This is a genomic window from Pseudomonas sp. H1_F01 (assembly GCF_054681425.1).
The window spans coordinates 753,318-773,129 of record NZ_CP162823.1; the positions used below are offsets into that span (position 1 = coordinate 753,318).

The window sequence follows — 19,812 nt, forward strand, 5'->3', positions numbered from 1 at the left end:
GCCTCAGACGGCCGGTTGCAGTGCTTGCGGCTCGGACGACGGCGTTGCCGGTTGGTGCTTGAGTTCCCGGGCGACAGTCCAGACGATGAATGCGGCGATGACATCGAAGATTGCCAGCAGCACGAACAGTGGGCTGTAGCCGATCTTGGTCACCATGACGCCGAACAGCAGCGTGAAGGCGGCGGCGCCCAGGTAACCGAACATCCCGCCCATGCCGGTGGCGGTGGCGACTTCATTCTTGCCGAACGAATCGGACGTGATGGCGTACAGCGCGCCGGACAGGGTCTGGTGGGCAAAGCCGCCGACGCACAGCAGGGCGATGGCGGTGTAAGGACTGGCGACCAGGCCGATGCAGGCTGGGCCGATCATGCAGGACGCACCGAACAGCAGGACCATTTTGCGCGAAGTAAACAGCGACACCTTGCAGTATTTATGGAAGAACGGGCTCAGGTAACCGCCCAGCACGCAACCCAGGTCGGCGGCCAGGAACGGCAGCCAGGCGAACATTGCGATCTCCTTGATGTTCATGTGCCGCTCGGTCATCAGGTACAGCGGGATCCAGGCGTTGAACGTTTGCCAGGCCGGCTCGGAGAGGATCCGGGCACTGGCGATGGCGTAGAAGTTGCGGCTGGCGATGATGCGTTTCCAGCTGCCTTTCTTCGGTGTAGGGTCTTGGAAGTGAGCTTCCTGGCCGCTGAGGATGTAATCACGCTCGGTGTCGCCCAGGAGCTTCTGGTCGCGCGGATGTTTGTAAAAGATCATCCAGAGGAACGTCCAGGCCACGCCCAGACCGCCAACGATCAGGAACGCCAGCTCCCAGCCACTGTTCAGGATCGCCCAGACCACGAGCGGCGGAGCCAGCACGGCGCCGATTGAGGAACCGATGTTGAACCAGCCGATGGCCACCGAGCGTTCCTTGGCCGGGAACCATTCGGTAGAGGTCTTTACCGCAGCCGGCAGCCCGGCGGCTTCGGTCAGGCCCAGCAAACCCCGGAAAAACGCCAGGCCCTGCCAGCCCGATGCCATGGCCGCTGCGGCACAGGCGATGGACCAGGCGAACGCGAAAATGGCGAAACCCATCTTGGTGCCGATGGCGTCGATGATGTAGCCGGCCACCGGTTGCATCAACGCGTAGCAGATCTGCCAGGCCACGACGATGTGGGAATACTGCTCGGTGGAGATGTTCATTTCGCTCATCAGGGTGGGAGCGGCCACCGAGAGGGTATTGCGAGCCAGGTAGTTGACCATCAGGCCGGCCGTGACCAGGCCAACCATCCACCAGCGGATGCCTTTGATTTTCATTACTTCACCATCAATTATTTTTGGATTTGGCGTCGCATGTTGTGTTGTAGGTTGTCGTACAACAGGCGCACTTATAGATGGTCAAGAATTAATTTGTCAATAAATATGTCAAAGACTGTGCGGTTTGAAACAACCTGGCGTACTGCGGTTGTCGTATGAGGAGGAGAGAGGGTGCTCACTCTGGCGAGTGAGCGCCCGGATGACTCAGCGGCGTGGGACCAATCCCCACACCGCCAACACGGAGGGTATGCCCAACCCCAGCCAACTGACGGCGTCCCACAGGCCGTCACCCAGCAATGCGCTGAACAACCCCGCCGCGCTGAGCGCACCGATCATCAGGGGAATACCAAACACTTTCCAGAAACTCGACTGCCGAGGCCTCACGAGGCGACCTCCGTGCCGACGGTTGCCCGCTTGGCCGTTTTACGCCGCACCAGCCACAGGTAAACGCCGCTGCCGAGGACGATGATGGTCAGTACATCGAGGGTCGCCCAGAAGATCTGCATCGGCCGGCCACCGTAGTCACCGAAGTGCAGCGGCAGGGACAGGCTCATGACGTCCATGTACCACGGCCGTTCGGCGACGGCGGTGACGTCCAAAGTGGTGGCATCGATCAGCACGGGCGTGAGCAGGTGCGAGGTCAGGTGGGTGTCGCCCTTCATGAAGACGCTGTAGTGGTGCTCGCTGGAGAACAGCGTGCCGGGGAAGGCAATGAAACTCGGCTCCATGCCCGGCGCGACGTCCTTGGCGATGTCCAGCAGTCGGGTGGCCGGTGCCAGTTGGGTCAGTGGTGGGGCGTTGCGGTAGGGTTCGACCATGGCGCTGAGGCTGTCGTTGCGCCACGCGGCGATGATCAGGTCGGCGCATGCGGCGATCACGCCGGTGACGCCCACGGTCAGCGCCCAGACCAGTGTGACCACGCCGATCAGGTTGTGCAGGTCGAGCCAGCGCAGGCGCGTGGACTTGTCCTGACGCACCGTGGCGAACTTCAAGCGGCGCATGAACGGCAGGTACAGGACCACCCCGGAGACGATGGCGATCACGAACAGCAGGCCCATGAACGCCAGCAGCAACTTGCCCGGCAGCCCGGCGAACAGGTCCACGTGCAGGCGCAGCATGACCATCATGAAGCCGCCATTGGCCGAGGGCATTTCCAGGGCCTCGCCGGTACGCCCGTCGAGCATGAAGGTGTGGGACGAGTTGGGTTCGGTGCCCGGTGTCGGTGCCATGATGGTGATGACGCCGTTGGGGTCGTCATCGTCCCAGCCAAAATACTGGACCACTTCACCTGGGCGATGGGCCTTGGCTTTTTCCACCAGTTGTTGCAGGTCCAGCGGCGGTGTGTCGGCCGGCATTTCCCGAAGTTGCGGAGCGTCACCCAGCAGGTGTTCGATTTCATGGTGGAAGATCAACGGCAGCCCGGTGATCGCCAGCATCAGCAGGAACACCGTGCAGATCAGGCTGGTCCAGGTGTGGACGAAGGACCAGCGGCGGATGGTTTTGCTTTTCATGAGCGATCCGGATGTAAAAGGGCACCTTGTGGCGAGGGATATCTGTGGGAGCAAGGCTTGCCCGCGAAACAGGCGATACGGTCCTTCCGAAACCGAGTCGCCTCCATCGCGGGCAAGCCTTGCTCCCACATAGTGCCCGCTAAAGTGGGTATGCAAATGCTAACCGTTTACCATTTGTAATTCACGCTGGCGACGACGTTGCGCTGGTCGCCGTAGTAGCAGTAGAAGCCGTCGCAGGTGGACAGGTAGTCCTTGTTGAAGAGGTTCTTTGCGTCCACCGCCACCGTGACCCCCTTGAGGGTCTTGTTCAGACGGCCCAGGTCGTAATGGGCCGAGGCGTCGTACACGGTGTAGGACCCGACATGTCCCCAGTCGGTGTTGGTGGTGTTGCCGTAGGTGTCGCCGACATAACGCACACCGGCGCCGACGCCGAAGCCATCCAGCGGGCCGTTATGCCAGGTGTAGTCCGCCCAGGCGGTGGCCTGGTTGCGCGGCACCTGGGCCATGCGCTTACCTTTTTCCGCCGCCGTGCCCTTGGTGATTTCACTGTCGTTGTAGGTGTAGGAACCGATCAGTTTCAGGTTGTCGGTCACGTCGCCCGAGGCTTCCAGTTCCAGGCCACGCACCTGGACTTCGCCCACCTGGCGGGTGACGTTGTTTTCGGTGACGGAGTTGTTTTTCTGGGTCAGGTCGAACACCGCAGCGGTCAGCAGGGTCTTGGTGCCGGGTGGCTGGTACTTGATACCCGCTTCGTATTGTTCGCCTTCGGTGGGTTTGAACGCTTCGGTGCTGTTGACGGTTGAACCTGCCGCTGCCTGGAACGACTGGGCGAAGGAAATGTAGGGCGTCACACCGTTATCGAAGACATAGCTCAACGCCGCGTTGCCGCTGAATTTCTTGTCGCGCTGGGTGTTGGTGACGTTGTTCTGGTTGTGGAATTCGGTACCGGTGTGAATCCAGTCCTCACGACCACCGAGGGTCAGGCGCCAGTTGTCCAGGGCGATCTGGTCCTGGACGTATAGGCCGGTCTGGTTGGTTTTCTGGTTGTAGTCGTACATGGTGAAGTACTGGACATTGGAGAAATCCTGTCCGTAGATCGGGTTGTTGATGTTGCTGGTTGGCACGCCGGTCGAGCCCCACAACCAGCGCGAATTGCTGTTGGAGCGCTGGTGGTCCAGGCCCAGCAGCAGGGTGTGGCTGAGGGCGCCGGTCTGGAAGTCGGCCTGGAAGTTGTTGTCCACGGCGAATTGGCTGATGTCTTCGTCGACGACACTGGCACTGCGTTTGACGGTGCCATCGGCGCTCACTGCTTCCTCAGGCCCCGCCGGCCAGAATTGCCCGCCAGCGGAAATGCCTTGGGTCTCCAGGTCGCTCTTGGTGTAGCGCAGGTTCTGGCGGAACTGCCAGGTGTCGTTCAGGCGATGTTCAAAGGCATAACCGAGGGCGTAGTAGGTACGGTCGTAGAATTCCCAGTCCGGGTCGCCGAGGTTCTTGTGGTGGGAAATCTTGCCCGCTGGCGAAGAGAGCTTGGTGCCTTGCAGTGGCAAGAATTGCCCGGTGATGCCGGTGTCGTCGCGGGTGTATTGGGACAGGAAGGTCAGGCGGGTGTCGTCGTTGATGTTCCAGGTCAGGCTCGGCGCGAGGTTGTAGCGCTTGTCCGGGATGTGATCGACCTGGGAGTTGCTGTCGCGCACGGTACCGCTGACTCGATAGAGGAACTGGCCTTCGTCATCGACCTTGCCGGTGCTGTCGAAGTTGATCTGCTTGTGTTCGTAGCTGCCGGCCTGCAGCTCGACTTCATTGCTGCTTTCGGCTTGTGGACGACGGCTGACCATGTCCAGCATGCCGCCAGGGGGTGTCTGGCCGTAGACCGAAGAGGCCGGGCCACGCAGCACGGCAATGCGCTCCAGATTCCAGGGCTCGATTTTCGGCGTGATGTAGTTGCCCTTGGGCAGCGGCAGGCCATCGAGGAACTGGGTCGGTATGAAACCGCGGACCAACAGCCAGTCGTTGCGCGAGTCCGAGCCGTAGCCGCTGCTCTGCACACCGGCGGTGTAGCGCAGGGCGTCATTGAGGTTGAGGACCGAACGGTCTTCCATCTGTTGGCGCGTGACCACGGAGACTGAACGCGGCAGTTCGACAATCGGCGTATCGGTCTTGGTCCCGGCGGCGGTGCGGGTGGCGACGTAGCCCTCGGTCGGGCCCCACGCGGTTTCACTGAGGCCGGCCCCGATCACACTGGTTTCCGGCAAGGCCATGACGCCTTCAGGCACAGCCATCAGGCTGTAGGTGCCGGCGCTGCTTTGTTCCAGTTGCAGGCCGGTACCGCGCAAGGCTTCGCGCAATGCGCCCGTGGCATCGAACTGGCCCTGGACCGGGGCCGAGGTCTTGCCCGAGGCCAGGGACGGATTCAGGCTCAGGGCGAGACCGGCCTGGCCGGCGATCTGGTTCAAGGTGCTGGCCAGTGGCGCGGCGGGCAGGTTGTAGGTGCGCACGCTCGAGGTCTGTTCGGCAGCCAATAGCGGGCCGCTGGCGAAGGGAGTGGCGAAGGCAATGGCGATGGCCAACAGGCTGGGGCGCAACAGGGTGTCTAGCGGGCGGGACATACGGCGGCTCCTGAATGGAAATATTTCTCAATTGCCTGGGTGCCGGATGAAAATTGAAAAGTGATAGGGTTGGATGAAAATAATTTAGATTCGCTTTGCTGGTGGTGGCTTTGTGGTGGGGCGAATGGCCTCATCGCGAGCTGGCTCGCTCCCACAGGATGACTCGTGGGCAACCCGATCAATGTGGGGGCGAGCTTGCTCGCGATGAGGCCATCACTGACACAAAGTCCTTCAGGGCTTGGCTTCAGCCCTCGGCCCCACCACCACCCACCACCGCGTGTGATGCTCGACCTGCACCGGCAAGGTCGGCAGCAGGGCGGTCAAGGCCAGGTCGGTGTCGTGCAGCGGGAAGCTGCCGGTGATGCGCAGGTCCGCCACTTGTGGCGCGACACCCAAGTAGCCATGCCGGTAACGCCCCAGTTCGTGGACCAGATCTTCTAGGCGCGCGTTGTCCACCACCAGCATGCCGCGGGTCCAGGCATCGGCGCCGGGGTTCAAGGCAAGGGTCGGCCCAAGGCCGTCGCGGCGCATCAGCACTTGTTGGCCTTCGCGCAGGATCTGTTCCTTGTCCGTGGCCTGCGGATACGCGGCCACAGCGGATTTCAACACGCTCAGGCGCGTACCTTCGTCTTCACGCTTGACCAGGAACCGTGTGCCCAAGGCGCGCAGGCAGCCTTCGCGGGTTTCGACGATGAACGGCCGCGGGTCGTCGTGGCCGGTTTCCACCAGGATCTCGCCTTCCTGCAGGACGATGCGGCGCTGCTTGTCATCGAAACGCACGTCCAGGGCACTGTGGGTGTTGAGGTTGATCAGCGTGCCATCGGCCAGGCGCAGAGTGCGCTGTTCGCCTGTCGCGGTGCGCTGATCGGCCAGCCAGTAATCCAGCGGCAGGTAACGATCGCCGGCAAACAACGCCAGGCCGATGACCGCGATAACGCTGGCCAGGCCGCTGCCAACCTTGCGTATCCGTCGGCGAATGCTCACCCGCGATTGCAGCAACGCGGCGCGCGCCGGTCCGGTGGCCACACTGAAGCGCTGGTCAAGCATGCCCAGCTGTCGCCAGGCCCGGGCGTGTTCTTCGTCGGCGGCATGCCATTGGGCGAAGGCTTCACGCTGCTGTGCGCTGCTCGAGTCCAGGGACAACTGCCAGGCAATGGCGGCATCCAGCACGTTGGCCGAGACCGGTTTGGCATGGGCCTGGCTCATGTCGGCTCACCATAGAGTGCGATGTAGCACTGTCGGATGCCTTGGGCCAGGTACTGCCGTACGCGCGGCACCGAAACCCCCAGGCGCTCGGCGATTTCGGCGTGGCCGAGGCCGTCGAGGCGGTTATAGAGGAAGGCTGCGCGGGCCTTGCTCGACAGTTTGCCAAGTAGGCGGTCGATGGCCTTGAGGTCTTCGAGGATGATTTGCTGTTCTTCCACCGAGGGCTGTTCGGCCTCGGGGATCAGCATCAGTTCGGTGAGGTAGGCCTGCTCCAATGCCGCTCGACGGAAATAGTCGAACAACAGGCCCTTGGCGATGGCTACCAGAAACGCCCGGGGCTCGCGGGGCGCCTTCAGTTCCTCGCGACCCAGCAAGCGCACAAAAGTGTCCTGGCTCAGGTCTTCGGCCCGTTGCGAACACGCCACGTTGCGTCGCAGCCAGGCCAATAGCCAAGCGCGATGGTCGCGGTACAACGCACCAACCAAATCACTATGAGGACTGGGGACTGACGACACGGAACATCACCGACGTTTTAAGTAACGAGAATTGTTCGCGATTGTGGCAGAGGCGGAGGCGGGAAAGCAATTGGCGCTGATCGGGACTCGATCTGTGGGTCTGAATGAATCTGTGGGAGCAAGGCTTGCCCGCGATGCAGGCGACTCGGTCAGCCTGTCAATCCCAGGCGATGCCCTCGCGGGCAAGCCTTGCTCCCACAGGTGAACCACCCTCGGAGCAGAGGGTTTAGAGCGAAGGCGCCTGCTGCCGTCGTTTCCAGTGGCTCAGGCGTTGTTGCAGGTCAAGCGGGCTCAGGATCTGTTGCTGGCGGGCGCGGCTGAACAGGATCAGCGCCAGTTCCGCCGTGGCCAGGGCGTCGGCACTGGCGTTGTGGCGGTCGAAGACTTGCAGCTTGAACCAGTCGATCCACTCATCCAGGCCTGACTTGCGCAGGTTGGCTTGGGGGCAAAGCATCGGTGCCAGATCCGCCACGTCGAGGAACGAATGCTGCAGGCGATAGCCCAGGTAGTCTTTCAAGGCGCGCCCGAGCATGTGGGAATCGAACGGCGCATGAAAGGCCAGCAGCGGACTGTCGCCAACGAACTCCATGAACGCCAGCAGCGCTTCGGCCGGGTCGCTGCCGGCGGCAATGGCGCTGGGCGCCAGGCCATGGATCAGCACACTCGGCCCGAGTTTCTGCTTATCGCATTGCAGGGTGCGTTCGAACTGCTGGCTGAAGTCGATGGCGCCGTCTTCGATGACCACCGCGCCGATGGACAGCACCTGGTCCTTGTTCAGGTTCAACCCGGTGGTTTCCAGGTCCAGCACGACCCAGCGTTGTTCCCGCAGGTCGCATTCACTCAAGGCTGAAGCCGTCGGCAGGCATTCCAGGCGCCTTTGCATTTCTTCGGACAACATTGGCTGGGCTGGGCGCAACCAGGAAAAAATGCTCACAACTGATACCTCAAGCTCAGGCTGCTTTGCAGGCGTTGGGCCTGGCGCAGGGATTCGCGCAGGATGCGTCGGTCCAGATGGTTGAGGCTGTCGGGGTCGACGCGGTTGGAATAGGGCAGGTTCTCGCGGGTTTGCAATTGATGTTGCTGCATGCGGGTCTGCTGGATGAAGTGATAGGCCTCTTCGTAGGCTGCGCCATCGAGCGGTTCGATCACTTGCTTGTCGACCAATTGCCGCAAGCGCTCCAGGGTATTGTTGGCTTCGATGCCATTGGCCAGCGCCAGCAGACGGGCGCCGTCGACGAAGGGCGTCAGGCCTTGCACTTTCAGGTCGAGGGTGGCTTTTTCGCCGTTCTTGCGACTCAGTACGAAATCCCTGAAGCGGCCCACGGGCGGGCGGTGGCGCAGAGCGTTTTCGGCCATCATGCGCTGGAACAAACGGTTATCGGCCACTTGATCGAGGATCTGCCGGCGCAGTTGCTCGCAGCCTTGCTCATCGCCCCAGACCACCCGCAGGTCGAAATAGATGCTCGAGCCCAGCAGGTTTTCCGGGGTTGCTTCGCGAATGAATGCCGAAAAGCGCCGGGCCCACTCAGCACGGGACAGGCACAGCTCGGGGTTGCCGGCCATGATGTTGCCCTTGCACAAGGTGAAGCCGCACAAGGCCAGGCTCTGGTTGATCTGCTGGGCGATGGGCAGCAGCAGACCGCGGATCTGCGCGGCATGGGCGGCGTCCCGGGCCTCGAACAAAATGCCGTTGTCCTGGTCTGTGTGCAGGGTTTGTTCGCGCCGGCCTTCACTGCCGAAGCACAGCCAACTGAACGGCACGCCTGGGTCACCCTTGTCGATCAGGGTCAGCTCGATGACCCGGCACACGGTGTGGTCGTTGAGCAGGGTGATGATGTGGGTGATCTGGGTTGACGACGCGCCGTGGGCCAGCATGCGCTCCACCAGTTGGCCGATTTCGCCGCGCAGGGCCACGAGGTTTTCCACCCTGGGCGCGTTGCGGATGGTCCGGGCCAGGTGCACCAGGTCGACGCGCTGCAAGGAAAACAGATCGCGCTCCGACACCACGCCACACAGGCGTTGGTCCTTGACCAGGCAGACGTGGGCGATGTGCCGTTCGGTCATGGCGATGGCGGCGTCGAAGGCGCTGTGGTCCGGCGAGAGGAAAAACGGTGCCTGAGTCATGTGTCCTACGATGGCCTGGGAAAAATCCCCGGACCCATCGGCCACCACCTGCCGCAGGTCGCGCAAGGTGAAAATCCCCACCGGGGCTTTCTGTTCGTTCACCACCACGATGCTGCCGACCTGCTGGTCGTGCATCAGCTTCACGGCTTCGCGCAGCGGCGTGTCCGGGCTGCAACTGACCGGATGGCGCATCGCCAATTCGCCCAGCCGCGTGTTGAGGGAGTACTGGGTGCCCAGGGTTTGTGCGGACTTTTGCTGGACCTGTTGGTTGACCTGGTCGAGCAGGCTGCTGACCCCACGCAGGGCGAAGTCGCGAAACGGGCCGGACAGGGCGAAGAGCTTGATGAAGGCCAGTTTGTTCAACTGCAGGCAGAACGTGTCTTCGCCGGCCCGGTGCTCGGTGCGCGTGGCCCGTTCGCCCAGCAGCGCGGCGAGGGGGAAACATTCGCCGGTGGTTATTTCGAAGGTGGTCTCGGTGCCACCCTTGGCCGTATGCGGACGTTCACCCACCACCCGGCCTTGCTTGACGATGTAGAAGTGCTCCACCGGGCCGTCGGCTGGTTTGATGATGGTTTCGCCCGGCGCATAAAAACGCAGCAGGCATTGCTCCACCAGATAGGCCAGGTGGGCGTTTTCCATCTGGTTGAACGGTGGGAAACGCTGGAGAAACTGCAGTGTCCCCTGGATGTTTTGCAACACCGCGGTTTTCCCTGCCTGGGTGAAGGCGTCCGCTTTTTTCATAACCATTACGCAGTCTTTTTTGAATTGTTGTGGTCGATCTGTTCTCCCATGGTCGGCCCCTCAGCGCGGGGTGCCCATTGGACGTAAGTCTAGGTCGCAGCCTAGGGCTAGGCTTACGGAAAAATCCTACGCCAAGCGTCAGAAAAATCTTCATTAAATGTTCTTGGAAAAAAATCCGACGAAGTGCACATTGAAGCGCCGCAGAACGATGTCTGACCACTGTGCCAGGGGATCGATTTAAAGAACGTAGAGAGCACCATGTCCGACCACGATATTTTGAGTGACGCCGAGCGCGAGGCGCTGAGTGCCGTCATGCTGGAACCTGACCTGCCGCCGCAGCGCGTCTTGATCGTCGATGACGACAAGGACGCTCGTGAGCTGCTGTCGGAGATCCTGGCGTTGGACGGGATTCACTGCATGACCGCCGCCAGTGGTGAAACGGCACTCAAGATGCTGGAAACCAAGCCATCGATCGGCCTGTTGATTACCGACCTGCGGATGGGCAATGTCGATGGCCTGGAACTGATTCGCCTGGTGCGCGAGTCGCCGCGGGCGGCGCTGCCGATCATCATCGTGTCGGGCGATGCCGACGTGAAAGACGCCATCGAAGCCATGCACCTGAGCGTGGTGGACTTTCTGCTCAAGCCGATTGATACCGACAAGCTGCTGGGGTTGGTCAAGCATGAGTTGGGGATGGATCTTTAAAATCGTCTGTGGGAGCAAGGCTTGCCCGCGATGCAGGCGCCTCGGTTCACTAAGGACCGCGCTGTCTTCATCGCGGGCAAGCCTTGCTCCCACAGATAAATCCCCTTGCCGCAATGACTCAAGCATCAGCCAGGGCCTGGTGATTTTGCAATGAAAAAGCCCTGATCTTTCGATCAGGGCTTTTTTGTGCCGCGTGTCTCGTCCTGAATAAGGTTTACACCTTCTGACCTATCCTCAGGAGGAACCAATGGATTCAGGAAAAAAGCGCAGTCAGCGTGATTACACGCTGAGCTTTAAATTGGCGGTCGTCGATCAGGTTGAAAAGGGCGAACTGAGTTATAAAGAGGCTCAACGGCGTTATGGGATCCAGGGCCGGTCGACTGTGTTGGTGTGGTTACGCAAGCATGGACGGCAGGACTGGAGCCAAGGCGCCTCCATTCGTGCCCAGAGGAACCGACCGATGGCCGAGCCAAATTTGCCGCTGACACCAGAGCAGCGAATCAAGGAGCTGGAGGAAAAGCTGGCCCTTGCCAACCAGAAAGCCCAATTTTTTGAAGCTGTCGTTGACGTACTAAAGAACGATTACGGTGTTTCTGTCGTAAAAAAGCGATCCGGCAAGTCCTCACCCAAGGGCAAATCGAAGGCCTGAGTGTCACCAGGGCTTGCCAGTTTCTGGGCATCTCACGGCAGGCGTATTACAAGCGCAATCGAGCTTACGACGCGCAAGCCAGCCACGCGCAAAAGGTGCTGGGGTTTGTGCTGGAGACACGCCTTGAAATGCCCCGGTTGGGCACCCGCAAGCTGCATGGCCTTATGCAATCCGAACCTGAACTGACGCAAACGGTAGGCCGAGATCGGTTGTTCGATATTTTGCGGGATCATCGACAACTGGTCCCACGCAAACGCGCTTATCACAAGACGACCGACAGCCATCATCGCTTCCGTCGACATCCGAATCGGCTCAAGCCCGGCCCTGACCAGGTCACTGCGACCGGCCCGGAACAGGTCTGGGTGGCGGATATAACCTACTTACCGACCGAGCAAAGCGTCGCTTACGTAAGTCTGGTCACTGATGCGTTCTCGCGCAAAATAGTCGGCCATCACGTGCATGAAAGCCTGCATACCGAGTCAGTCATCCGGGCGATGACGAAAGCTCTTCGCCACCGAAGAACCAATCAACCGTTGGTACATCACTCAGATCGGGGCTCGCAATACTGCTCTGATCTCTACCAAAAGCTGCACGCCAAACATGGCGTCAGGTGTTCGATGACTGATGGCTACGACTGCTACCAAAATGCTCTAGCGGAACGAGTGAATGGGATTCTGAAAACAGAATTTCTTTTACACCGTCCCAAAGACCTTGCCCAAGCCAAGCGCATGGTTGAGGAATCGATAGAAACCTATAACCGTAAGCGACCTCATCTGTCCCTGAAATACAAAACGCCCGATGCGGTGCATCGGGCGTTTTGAGACTGAAACAGGTGTAAACCTATTTCAGGACTAGACAGCGTCTACCGCTCAATCACAACCCATTGGCTGCCTTGAACTCGCGACGACGACGGTGTAGCACCGGCTCGGTGTAGCCGTTGGGCTGCTTCGTGCCTTCGATCACCAGCTCGACCGCCGCCTGGAAGGCGATGTTGCGGTCGAAGTCTGGTGCCAGCGGACGGTACAGCGGGTCGCTGGCGTTCTGGCGGTCGACCACCGGCGCCATGCGCTTGAGGCTTTCCATCACCTGGTCTTGGGTGACGATGCCGTGGCGCAGCCAGTTGGCGATGTGCTGGCTGGAGATACGCAGCGTCGCACGGTCTTCCATCAGGCCGATGTCGTTGATGTCCGGCACCTTGGAACAACCCACGCCCTGGTCGATCCAGCGCACCACGTAGCCAAGGATGCCCTGGGCATTGTTGTCCAGTTCGTTCTTGATCTGCTCCGGTGTCCAGTTCGGATTGACGGCCAGCGGGATGGTCAGGATGTCGTCCACCGATGCACGCGTGCGCTTGGCCAGTTCGGCCTGGCGGGCGAACACGTCGACCTTGTGGTAATGCAGCGCGTGCAGGGCAGCGGCGGTCGGCGAGGGAACCCAGGCGGTGTTGGCGCCGGCCATTGGATGGGCGATTTTCTGTTCGAGCATCGCCGCCATCAGGTCCGGCATCGCCCACATGCCCTTGCCGATTTGTGCGCGACCTTGCAGGCCAGTGCTCAAGCCGATGTCGACGTTCCAGTTTTCATAGGCGCCGATCCACTTCTCGGCTTTCATGTCGGCCTTGCGCACCATCGGGCCGGCTTCCATGGAGGTGTGGATTTCATCGCCCGTACGGTCGAGGAAGCCGGTGTTGATGAACACCACGCGCTCGCTGGCGGCCTTGATGCAGGCCTTGAGGTTGACCGTGGTACGGCGCTCCTCGTCCATGATCCCGACCTTGAGGGTGTTGCGCGGCAGGTTCAGCACGTCCTCGACGCGACCGAACAGCTCGTTGGTGAACGCGGCTTCTTCCGGGCCGTGCATCTTCGGCTTGACGATGTACACCGAGCCGGTGCGGCTGTTGCGACGGCTGGTGTTGCCGTTGAGGCTGTGGATCGCTGCCAGGCTGGTGATCAGGCCGTCGAGAATGCCTTCCGGCACTTCGTTGCCATGCTTGTCCAGGATCGCATCGATGGTCATCAGGTGGCCGACGTTACGCACGAACAACAGCGAGCGGCCGTGCAGGGTCACGCTCGAACCGTCGACGGCGGTGTAGACACGGTCGGGGTTCATGGTGCGGGTGAACGTCTGGCCACCTTTGGCGACTTCTTCAGCCAGGTCGCCTTTCATCAGGCCGAGCCAGTTGCGGTAGATCACCACTTTGTCATCGGCATCGACGGCGGCGACCGAGTCTTCGCAGTCCATGATGGTGGTCAGCGCGGCTTCCATCAGGATGTCTTTAACGCCAGCGGCGTCAGTCTGTCCGACCGGGGTGCTGGCATCGATCTGGATTTCGAAGTGCAGGCCGTTGTGTTTCAACAGCACGGTGGTCGGTGCCGAGGCATCACCCTGGAAGCCGATCAACTGGGCATCGTCACGCAGGCCGCTGTTGCTGCCGCCCTTGAGGGTGACCACCAGTTTGCCGTCGACGATTTTGTAAGCGGTGGAATCGACATGGGAGCCGGCCGCCAGGGGCGCGGCTTCGTCGAGGAAGGCACGGGCGAAGGCGATGACCTTGTCGCCGCGGACCTTGTTGTAGCCTTTGCCTTTTTCCGCGCCATCGGCTTCGCTGATGGCGTCGGTGCCGTACAGCGCGTCATACAGCGAACCCCAGCGGGCGTTTGATGCGTTGAGGGCGAAGCGGGCGTTCATCACCGGCACCACCAGCTGCGGGCCGGCCATGCGGGCGATTTCGTCATCGACGTTTTGGGTCGTAGCCTGGAAATCCGCCGCTTCTGGCAGCAGGTATCCAATGTCTTGCAGGAAGGCTTTGTAAGCCACGGCGTCGTGGGCCTGGCCGGCACGGGCCTGGTGCCAGGCATCGATCCGCGCCTGGAAATCATCGCGTTTGGCGAGTAGGGCTTTGTTCTTCGGGGCCAGGTCGTGGATGACCTTGTCGGCACCGGCCCAGAACGCGTCGGCGGTGAGGCCGGTTCCGGGAATGGCTTCGTTATTCACGAAGTCGAACAGGACTTTGGCGACCTGCAGGCCACCGACTTGAACGTGTTCAGTCATTGCTTGCCTCACTCTGCTCAGCTATTTCGCTTTTCAGCTCTTCGATTTTGACAATGAAGCCTCGGGACATTTAAAGCACAAACCCCGGAACCAGTACATGCCATCGCTGGCGGCTGGGTGGTAAGCCTTGCTGACGGGGCTTTTCAGGGATGCGACTGCGCCTTAAGCAGACATCGGTACAACGTTATGTAGTGCTCGCTGCGGAATACTACATGATCAATTGCGGTTGTGAAAATTAGACTAATTGCGTCGTTCCGCGACCGACTAAAGCAGTACAGTCACGACGAGGCACGGGATGTTCTCAAAAAACAGATGGATTGTTCCAGATAAATCTTGATGTTTGTACACGATGTTTCTGATCTCATTCTGTGGGAGGTATAAATCCCGAGGCCCGCGGTCTGCTTGCGATCACCTGCCTATACTGTCCCTTCCACAACAAGAGGACTGCGCCATGGACCACCTCGTCATCACTGTTTTCGCCCCGGACAAGCCCGGGCAGGTCGAGCGCATTGCCGATTGCATCGCCGAACACGGCGGTAACTGGCTGGAAAGCCGCATGTCGCGCCTGGCCGGGCAGTTTGCCGGGATCCTGCGAATCGGCGCCCCCGCCGAGGCCCATGAAGAACTGATCGAAGCCTTGCAGGGGCTATCGACTCACGACATCCGCGTGTTGATCGCTGAAAGCGCCCTTGAGGAGTCCTGCACCTGGAAACCCATCACCATGGAGCTGGTGGGCAACGATCGTCCCGGCATCGTGCGGGACATCACCCGGCTGTTGAGCGAGCAGGGCGTCAATGTCGAGCGTCTGGTGACCTACGTTCGGCCGGCACCGATGAGCAGCGAGCTGCTGTTCCACGCCGAAGCGATCCTGGGGGTGCCCTTGACCCTGTCGCTGGATACGTTGCAGGAGCGCCTGGAGACGCTGGCCGATGAGTTGATGGTGGAGCTCAAGCTCAGCGACGAAGCGTGACGAAGGTTATCCAAGGAAAAACTGCGCCTGCCTGTGGATAACCTGTAGAGACCCGGCTCCAGCCCAGACCCACCGGGGCTCAGCGGGGAATGGTCAAAAAATCATCACTTTTCAAGGGCTTGTGCACAAAGGGCGGGGATCACGCTGTGGATAACCTTGGGAAGGATAAGCGCAGGCCACGCCAGACGTGGCCTGTAGAGGTTTGTGTGTTTTTTGATCAGCTGCGTCGGCGCATGCTGATCACGGCATCGACGCTGTACACCGCCAGCCCGGCCCAGATAAACAGGAATGCTACCAGTGTGCTGGACGACAGGTGCTCACCGAACAGCGTGACGGCGAGCAGCAGCACCAGCGTCGGCGCGATGTACTGGAGAAAACCGATGGTGGTGTAGGGCAAATGCCGTGTTGCGGCGTTGAAACACACCAACGGCACCAGCGTCACGGGGCCGGCCGCCACCAGCCACCAGGCTTCGGAGGTGGTCCAGAAAGCGGCCTGGGCGCTGGTGGCCGTGGGATTGAACAGCAACCAGGCGATGGCGATCGGCACCAGCATCCAGGTTTCCACCACCAGCCCCGGCAATGCCTTGACCGGCGCCTGCTTGCGGATCAACCCATAGAAACCGAAGGTCAGCGCCAGCACCAGCGACACCCACGGCAGGCTGCCCACTTGCCAGACCTGCTGCGCCACGCCGACCGCCGCCAACCCCACCGCCAGCCATTGCATGCGGCGCAGGCGCTCGCCCAGCAGCAACATGCCCAGCAATACGTTCACCAGCGGGTTGATGTAGTAACCCAGGCTGGCTTCGAGCATACGCTCGTTGTTCACTGCCCAGACGTAGGTCAGCCAGTTGGCTGCGATCAGTGTCCCACTCAGGGCGAGGATCGCCAGGCGCTGTGGGTTGTCCCGTAGTTCGCGCCACCAGCCCGGGTGTTTCCAGACCATCAGCAACACAGCGCCGAACAGGGCCGACCACAGTACCCGGTGGATGATGATCTCCACCGACGGCACGCTGGCGATGGCTTTGAAATAGATCGGGAACAGACCCCAGATGATGTAGGCACTCAGGCCCAGGATGTACCCGCGACGCGGGTTGGCGGCTTGCATGCAGAATCCTTGCTTAGGCAGCTAACAAAGGAGTGATTGTAAGGAGATTTGTCTGGTTGCGCTGTGAGTATTGTGCACAATCACCGCAGATCCCCTGTGGGAGCGGGCTTGCTCGCGATAGCGGTGTGTCAGTCGACAAAGGTGTCGAATGTTCGATCGCCATCGCGAGCAAGCTCGTTCCCACGGGGGGACCAGCAGTAGGGTCAGAATAGTTTCAACGGCTCTTCATTGAGCGCCGCCAGTTGCTCGCGCAACGCCAACACCTGGTCGCCCCAATAACGTTCGCTGCCGAACCACGGGAAGCTGCGCGGGAACGCCGGGTCGTCCCAGCGTCGCGCCAGCCAGGCGCTGTAGTGCATCAGGCGCAGCGCCCGCAGTGGCTCGATCAGCGCCAATTCCCGCGGGTCGAAGTCGTGGAACTCACGGTAGCCGTCCATCAATTCCGACAATTGCCCCAGGCATTCCTGGCGATCGCCGGCGAGCATCATCCACAAGTCCTGCACCGCCGGGCCCATGCGACAGTCGTCCAGGTCAACGATGTGGAACACCTCGTCACGGCACATCATGTTGCCCGGATGGCAATCGCCGTGCATGCGGATGTTCTGGTGGGGCGTGGCGGCGTAGACCTCTTCGACGCGCTTGAGCAGGTCCCGGGCGACCGACTCGTAGGCCGGCAGCAAGCTACGCGGGACGAAGCCGCTTGCCAGCACGGTGGCCAGCGAATCGTGGCCGAAGTTCTTCACGCCCAGGGCTTCACGATGTTCGAACGGACGGGTCGCCCCGACCGCGTGCAGGCGCCCGAGCAATTGTCCCAGGCGATAGAGCTGATCGAGGTTGCCCGGCTCCGGTGCACGGCCGCCGCGACGGGGAAACAGGGTGAAACGAAACCCGGCGTGTTCGTGCAGGCTGGTGCCGTTGTGGATCAGCGGCGCGACCACGGGTACTTCGTATTCGGCCAGCTCGAAGGTAAAGCTGTGCTCTTCCAGGATCGCTTCGTTGGTCCAGCGCTGAGGGCGATAGAACTTGGCGATCAGCGGCTCGGCATCTTCGATGCCGACCTGGTAGACGCGGTTCTCATAACTGTTGAGGGCCAACACGCGGGCGTCGCTGAGAAAGCCGATGCTTTCAACGGCATCGAGTACCAGGTCGGGCGTGAGGGTTTCAAACGGATGGGACATGCTGACTCCTGCGCAGCGGCAGGGCTGCCGCGTCCGGCCCAGCATGGTAGCGCAGACAGAGGCAGATAGGTGGTGGCTGTCGGTGATCGTTCCCACGCTCAGCGTGGGAACGCCTCATGTGACGCTCCGCGTTACGCTTTGGGGACGCGGAGCGTCCCTGGCTGCATTCCCACGCAAAGCGTGGGAACGATCAGTGTCAGGCGCCGATGACCCCGCCATCCTCACGGGTAATCACCATCACCGAAGACCGCGGCTTGCCGTTGGGCAAGTGTTCAGGGAAGGTCGAACCGCCGTTTTCCCCAGGATGCTGGATCCCGACGAACAAGGCCTTCTGGTCCGGCGCGAAACTGATCCCGGTCACTTCGCAGCCCACCGGCCCGACCATGAAGCGGCGGATTTCGCCACTGTTGGGGTCGGCGCAGAGCATCTGGTTGTTGCCCATGCCGGCGAAGTCCCCGGCGTTACTGGAGTCGCCGTCGGTGAGGATCCACAACCGGCCGGCCTTGTCGAAGCCCAGGCCATCGGGGCTGTTGAACATGTTCTGCGGGTTGATGTTGGACGATCCGGCTTTCGGCGTGCCGGCGTGTACCGTCGGGTTGCCGGCTACCACGAACAGGTCCCAGTCGAAAGTCTTGGACGCGTGGTCGTCGCGGTCAGTGCGCCAGCGCAGGATCTGCCCGTAGACGTTCTTGGCCCGAGGGTTTGGCCCGTCTACCGGTTGGCCGTCTTCGCCACGCTTGGAGTTGTTGGTCAGGGTGCAATAGACCTGACCGTCTTTCGGGCTGACCACGATCCACTCCGGGCGGTCCATGCGGGTGGCGCCCACGGCACTGGCGGCCAGGCGTGCATGGATCAGCACTTCGGCCTGGTCGGCGAAGCCGCTGCTGGCGTCGAGGCCGTTCTTGCCGTGGGTCAACTCGATCCACTGGCCCTTGCCTTTGGGGTGGTCCGGGTTGCCGTCACCGGCATCGAAGCGCGCCACGTACAAGGTGCCATGGTCCAGCAGGTTGCGGTTGGCCTGGGCATTGCGCGGATTGATGCGCTCGCGGCTGACGAACTTGTAGATGAACTCACCGCGCTCATCATCGCCCATGTACACCACGGCGCGACCGTCATTGGTCTGCGCCAGGGCGGCGTTTTCGTGTTTGAAGCGGCCCAGGGCGGTGCGTTTCACTGGTGTAGATTGCGGATCGAACGGGTCGATTTCCACTACCCAGCCGTGGCGATTGAGTTCGTTGGGGTTCTTCGCCAGGTCGAAGCGCGGATCGTACAGATGCCAGTTGATCTCGCGGCTGGTGACGGTGGCGCCATAGCGTTTTTGCGCTTCATCGAACTGCAAGTCGGACTTGCTGCTGCCGAAGCAGTCGGTGAAGTTTTCTTCGCAGGTCAGGTAAGTGCCCCATGGCGTCATGCCGTTGGCGCAGTTCTGGAAAGTCCCCAGGACTTTCTTGCCGCTCTTGTCGGCACTGGTTTTCAGCAGGTCGTGGCCGGCGGCCGGGCCGCGCAGGCGGATCGGCGTGTTGCCGTGGATCCTGCGGTTGTAGCGCGATTCCTGGACGAACTGCCACTGGCCGCGACGACGCTGGACCTCGATCACCGACACCCCTTCGCTGGCCTGGGCCTTGCGCACGTCTTCGGCCGACTGCGGCTGGCCACCGTGGGGGAAGAGGTAGCGGTAGTTGGTGTATTCGTTGTTGATCGCCATCAGCGCCCGGTTATTGTCGCCGGGGAACGGGAACAGGCTCATGCCGTCGTTGTTGTCGCCGAACTGCACTTCCTGTGCGCGGGCGGTGCCATTGCCACTGGGGTCGAAGGCCGGTGCATTTTTCTGCAGCGGCTGGCCCCAACTGATCAGCACCGAGGATTTGTAGCCTGGCGGCAACGTGATGGTGTCGGCCGTGGCGGCGGCGATGCTGTTGAAGCCCAGCAGCCGGCTGTTGCCTTCGCTCACGGCGGCGGCCAGGACGCTGCGGCTCAGCAGGTTGCCGCCCAGGAACATCGCCGCGCCGCACAGGGCGCCGGCGCTGATGAAGCTGCGCCGGCTCAGGCCGACGATCTTTTCCAGGTCGGTGGATTGGTTTTCTTCTAATAGGCTCATCTCAGGCTCCCTGCTGGTTTTGGCAGTCACCTTAAAGCGGGCCGATGAAAC

15 protein-coding genes are annotated in these 19,812 nt (G+C 61.3%); 3 read left to right on the forward strand and 12 right to left on the reverse strand.

The annotated features are described in order from the left end of the window. Positions 1-3: 3 nt before the first annotated feature. The 8 genes from AB4O09_RS03455 to AB4O09_RS03490 all read right to left on the reverse strand — a co-directional run bounded on the left by AB4O09_RS03455 (position 4) and on the right by AB4O09_RS03490 (position 10,005). The gene (locus AB4O09_RS03455; RefSeq protein ID WP_013694401.1) at positions 4-1,302 is read right to left on the reverse strand and encodes an MFS transporter; all 1,299 of its coding nucleotides are present in this window, start codon (positions 1,300-1,302) and stop codon (positions 4-6) included. A gap of 204 nt (positions 1,303-1,506) precedes the next feature. Then, positions 1,507-1,686, reverse strand: a complete 180-nt coding sequence (locus AB4O09_RS03460; protein WP_003206269.1) for a hypothetical protein — start codon at positions 1,684-1,686, stop codon at positions 1,507-1,509. Next, positions 1,683-2,813, reverse strand: coding sequence for a PepSY-associated TM helix domain-containing protein (locus tag AB4O09_RS03465; RefSeq protein WP_003206268.1), 1,131 nt, complete (start codon positions 2,811-2,813; stop codon positions 1,683-1,685). The genes AB4O09_RS03460 and AB4O09_RS03465 overlap by 4 nt, the downstream gene beginning before the upstream one ends. Positions 2,814-2,980: 167 nt before the next feature. Continuing rightward, entirely contained in the window at positions 2,981-5,419 is a 2,439-nt protein-coding gene (locus AB4O09_RS03470) for a TonB-dependent siderophore receptor (RefSeq protein ID WP_003206267.1), read from the reverse strand. 231 nt (positions 5,420-5,650) lie between these two features. Next, positions 5,651-6,625 (reverse strand): FecR domain-containing protein, encoded by a 975-nt coding sequence (locus AB4O09_RS03475; RefSeq protein WP_460107931.1) that lies wholly within the window; start codon positions 6,623-6,625, stop codon positions 5,651-5,653. After that, a complete protein-coding gene (locus AB4O09_RS03480; RefSeq protein WP_003206261.1) occupies positions 6,622-7,140 on the reverse strand; it encodes an RNA polymerase sigma factor in 519 nt (172 codons plus the stop codon). Before AB4O09_RS03480 ends, AB4O09_RS03475 begins: the two co-directional genes overlap by 4 nt. A gap of 226 nt (positions 7,141-7,366) precedes the next feature. Next, positions 7,367-8,074: a 3'-5' exonuclease gene (locus AB4O09_RS03485; RefSeq protein WP_003206260.1), complete on the reverse strand. Its 708-nt coding sequence runs from the start codon at positions 8,072-8,074 to the stop codon at positions 7,367-7,369. Next, the gene (locus AB4O09_RS03490; RefSeq protein ID WP_003206258.1) at positions 8,071-10,005 is read right to left on the reverse strand and encodes a putative nucleotidyltransferase substrate binding domain-containing protein; all 1,935 of its coding nucleotides are present in this window, start codon (positions 10,003-10,005) and stop codon (positions 8,071-8,073) included. Before AB4O09_RS03490 ends, AB4O09_RS03485 begins: the two co-directional genes overlap by 4 nt. Before the next feature lie 258 nt (positions 10,006-10,263). On the opposite strand from AB4O09_RS03490, the gene AB4O09_RS03495 reads away from it, so the two are divergent. Further along, positions 10,264-10,710, forward strand: a complete 447-nt coding sequence (locus tag AB4O09_RS03495) for a response regulator (RefSeq protein WP_003206256.1) — start codon at positions 10,264-10,266, stop codon at positions 10,708-10,710. 247 nt (positions 10,711-10,957) lie between these two features. Then, positions 10,958-12,180 (forward strand): IS3 family transposase gene (locus AB4O09_RS03500; RefSeq protein ID WP_085983254.1). Its coding sequence is split into 2 segments (ribosomal slippage): positions 10,958-11,309 and positions 11,309-12,180, totalling 1,224 coding nucleotides; the frame shifts between segments, so codons are not numbered across the junction. Positions 12,181-12,232: 52 nt separating this feature from the next. Here AB4O09_RS03500 and AB4O09_RS03505 read toward each other — a convergent pair. Beyond that, positions 12,233-14,410 carry a malate synthase G gene (locus tag AB4O09_RS03505; RefSeq protein WP_003206253.1) on the reverse strand — a complete coding sequence of 726 codons (2,178 nt, stop codon included), beginning with the start codon at positions 14,408-14,410 and terminating at the stop codon, positions 12,233-12,235. Between the two features lie 451 nt (positions 14,411-14,861). On the opposite strand from AB4O09_RS03505, the gene AB4O09_RS03510 reads away from it, so the two are divergent. After that, positions 14,862-15,380, forward strand: coding sequence for a glycine cleavage system transcriptional repressor (locus tag AB4O09_RS03510; RefSeq protein WP_003206251.1), 519 nt, complete (start codon positions 14,862-14,864; stop codon positions 15,378-15,380). A gap of 217 nt (positions 15,381-15,597) precedes the next feature. Here AB4O09_RS03510 and rarD read toward each other — a convergent pair whose 3' ends face one another. The 3 genes from rarD to AB4O09_RS03525 all read right to left on the reverse strand — a co-directional run bounded on the left by rarD (position 15,598) and on the right by AB4O09_RS03525 (position 19,761). Continuing rightward, entirely contained in the window at positions 15,598-16,485 is an 888-nt protein-coding gene (gene rarD, locus AB4O09_RS03515) for an EamA family transporter RarD (RefSeq protein ID WP_003206249.1), read from the reverse strand. A gap of 203 nt (positions 16,486-16,688) precedes the next feature. After that, the gene (locus AB4O09_RS03520) at positions 16,689-17,663 is read right to left on the reverse strand and encodes a serine/threonine protein kinase (protein WP_013694391.1); all 975 of its coding nucleotides are present in this window, start codon (positions 17,661-17,663) and stop codon (positions 16,689-16,691) included. A gap of 196 nt (positions 17,664-17,859) precedes the next feature. Next, positions 17,860-19,761, reverse strand: coding sequence for a PhoX family protein (locus tag AB4O09_RS03525; protein ID WP_003206246.1), 1,902 nt, complete (start codon positions 19,759-19,761; stop codon positions 17,860-17,862). Positions 19,762-19,812: the final 51 nt, after the last annotated feature.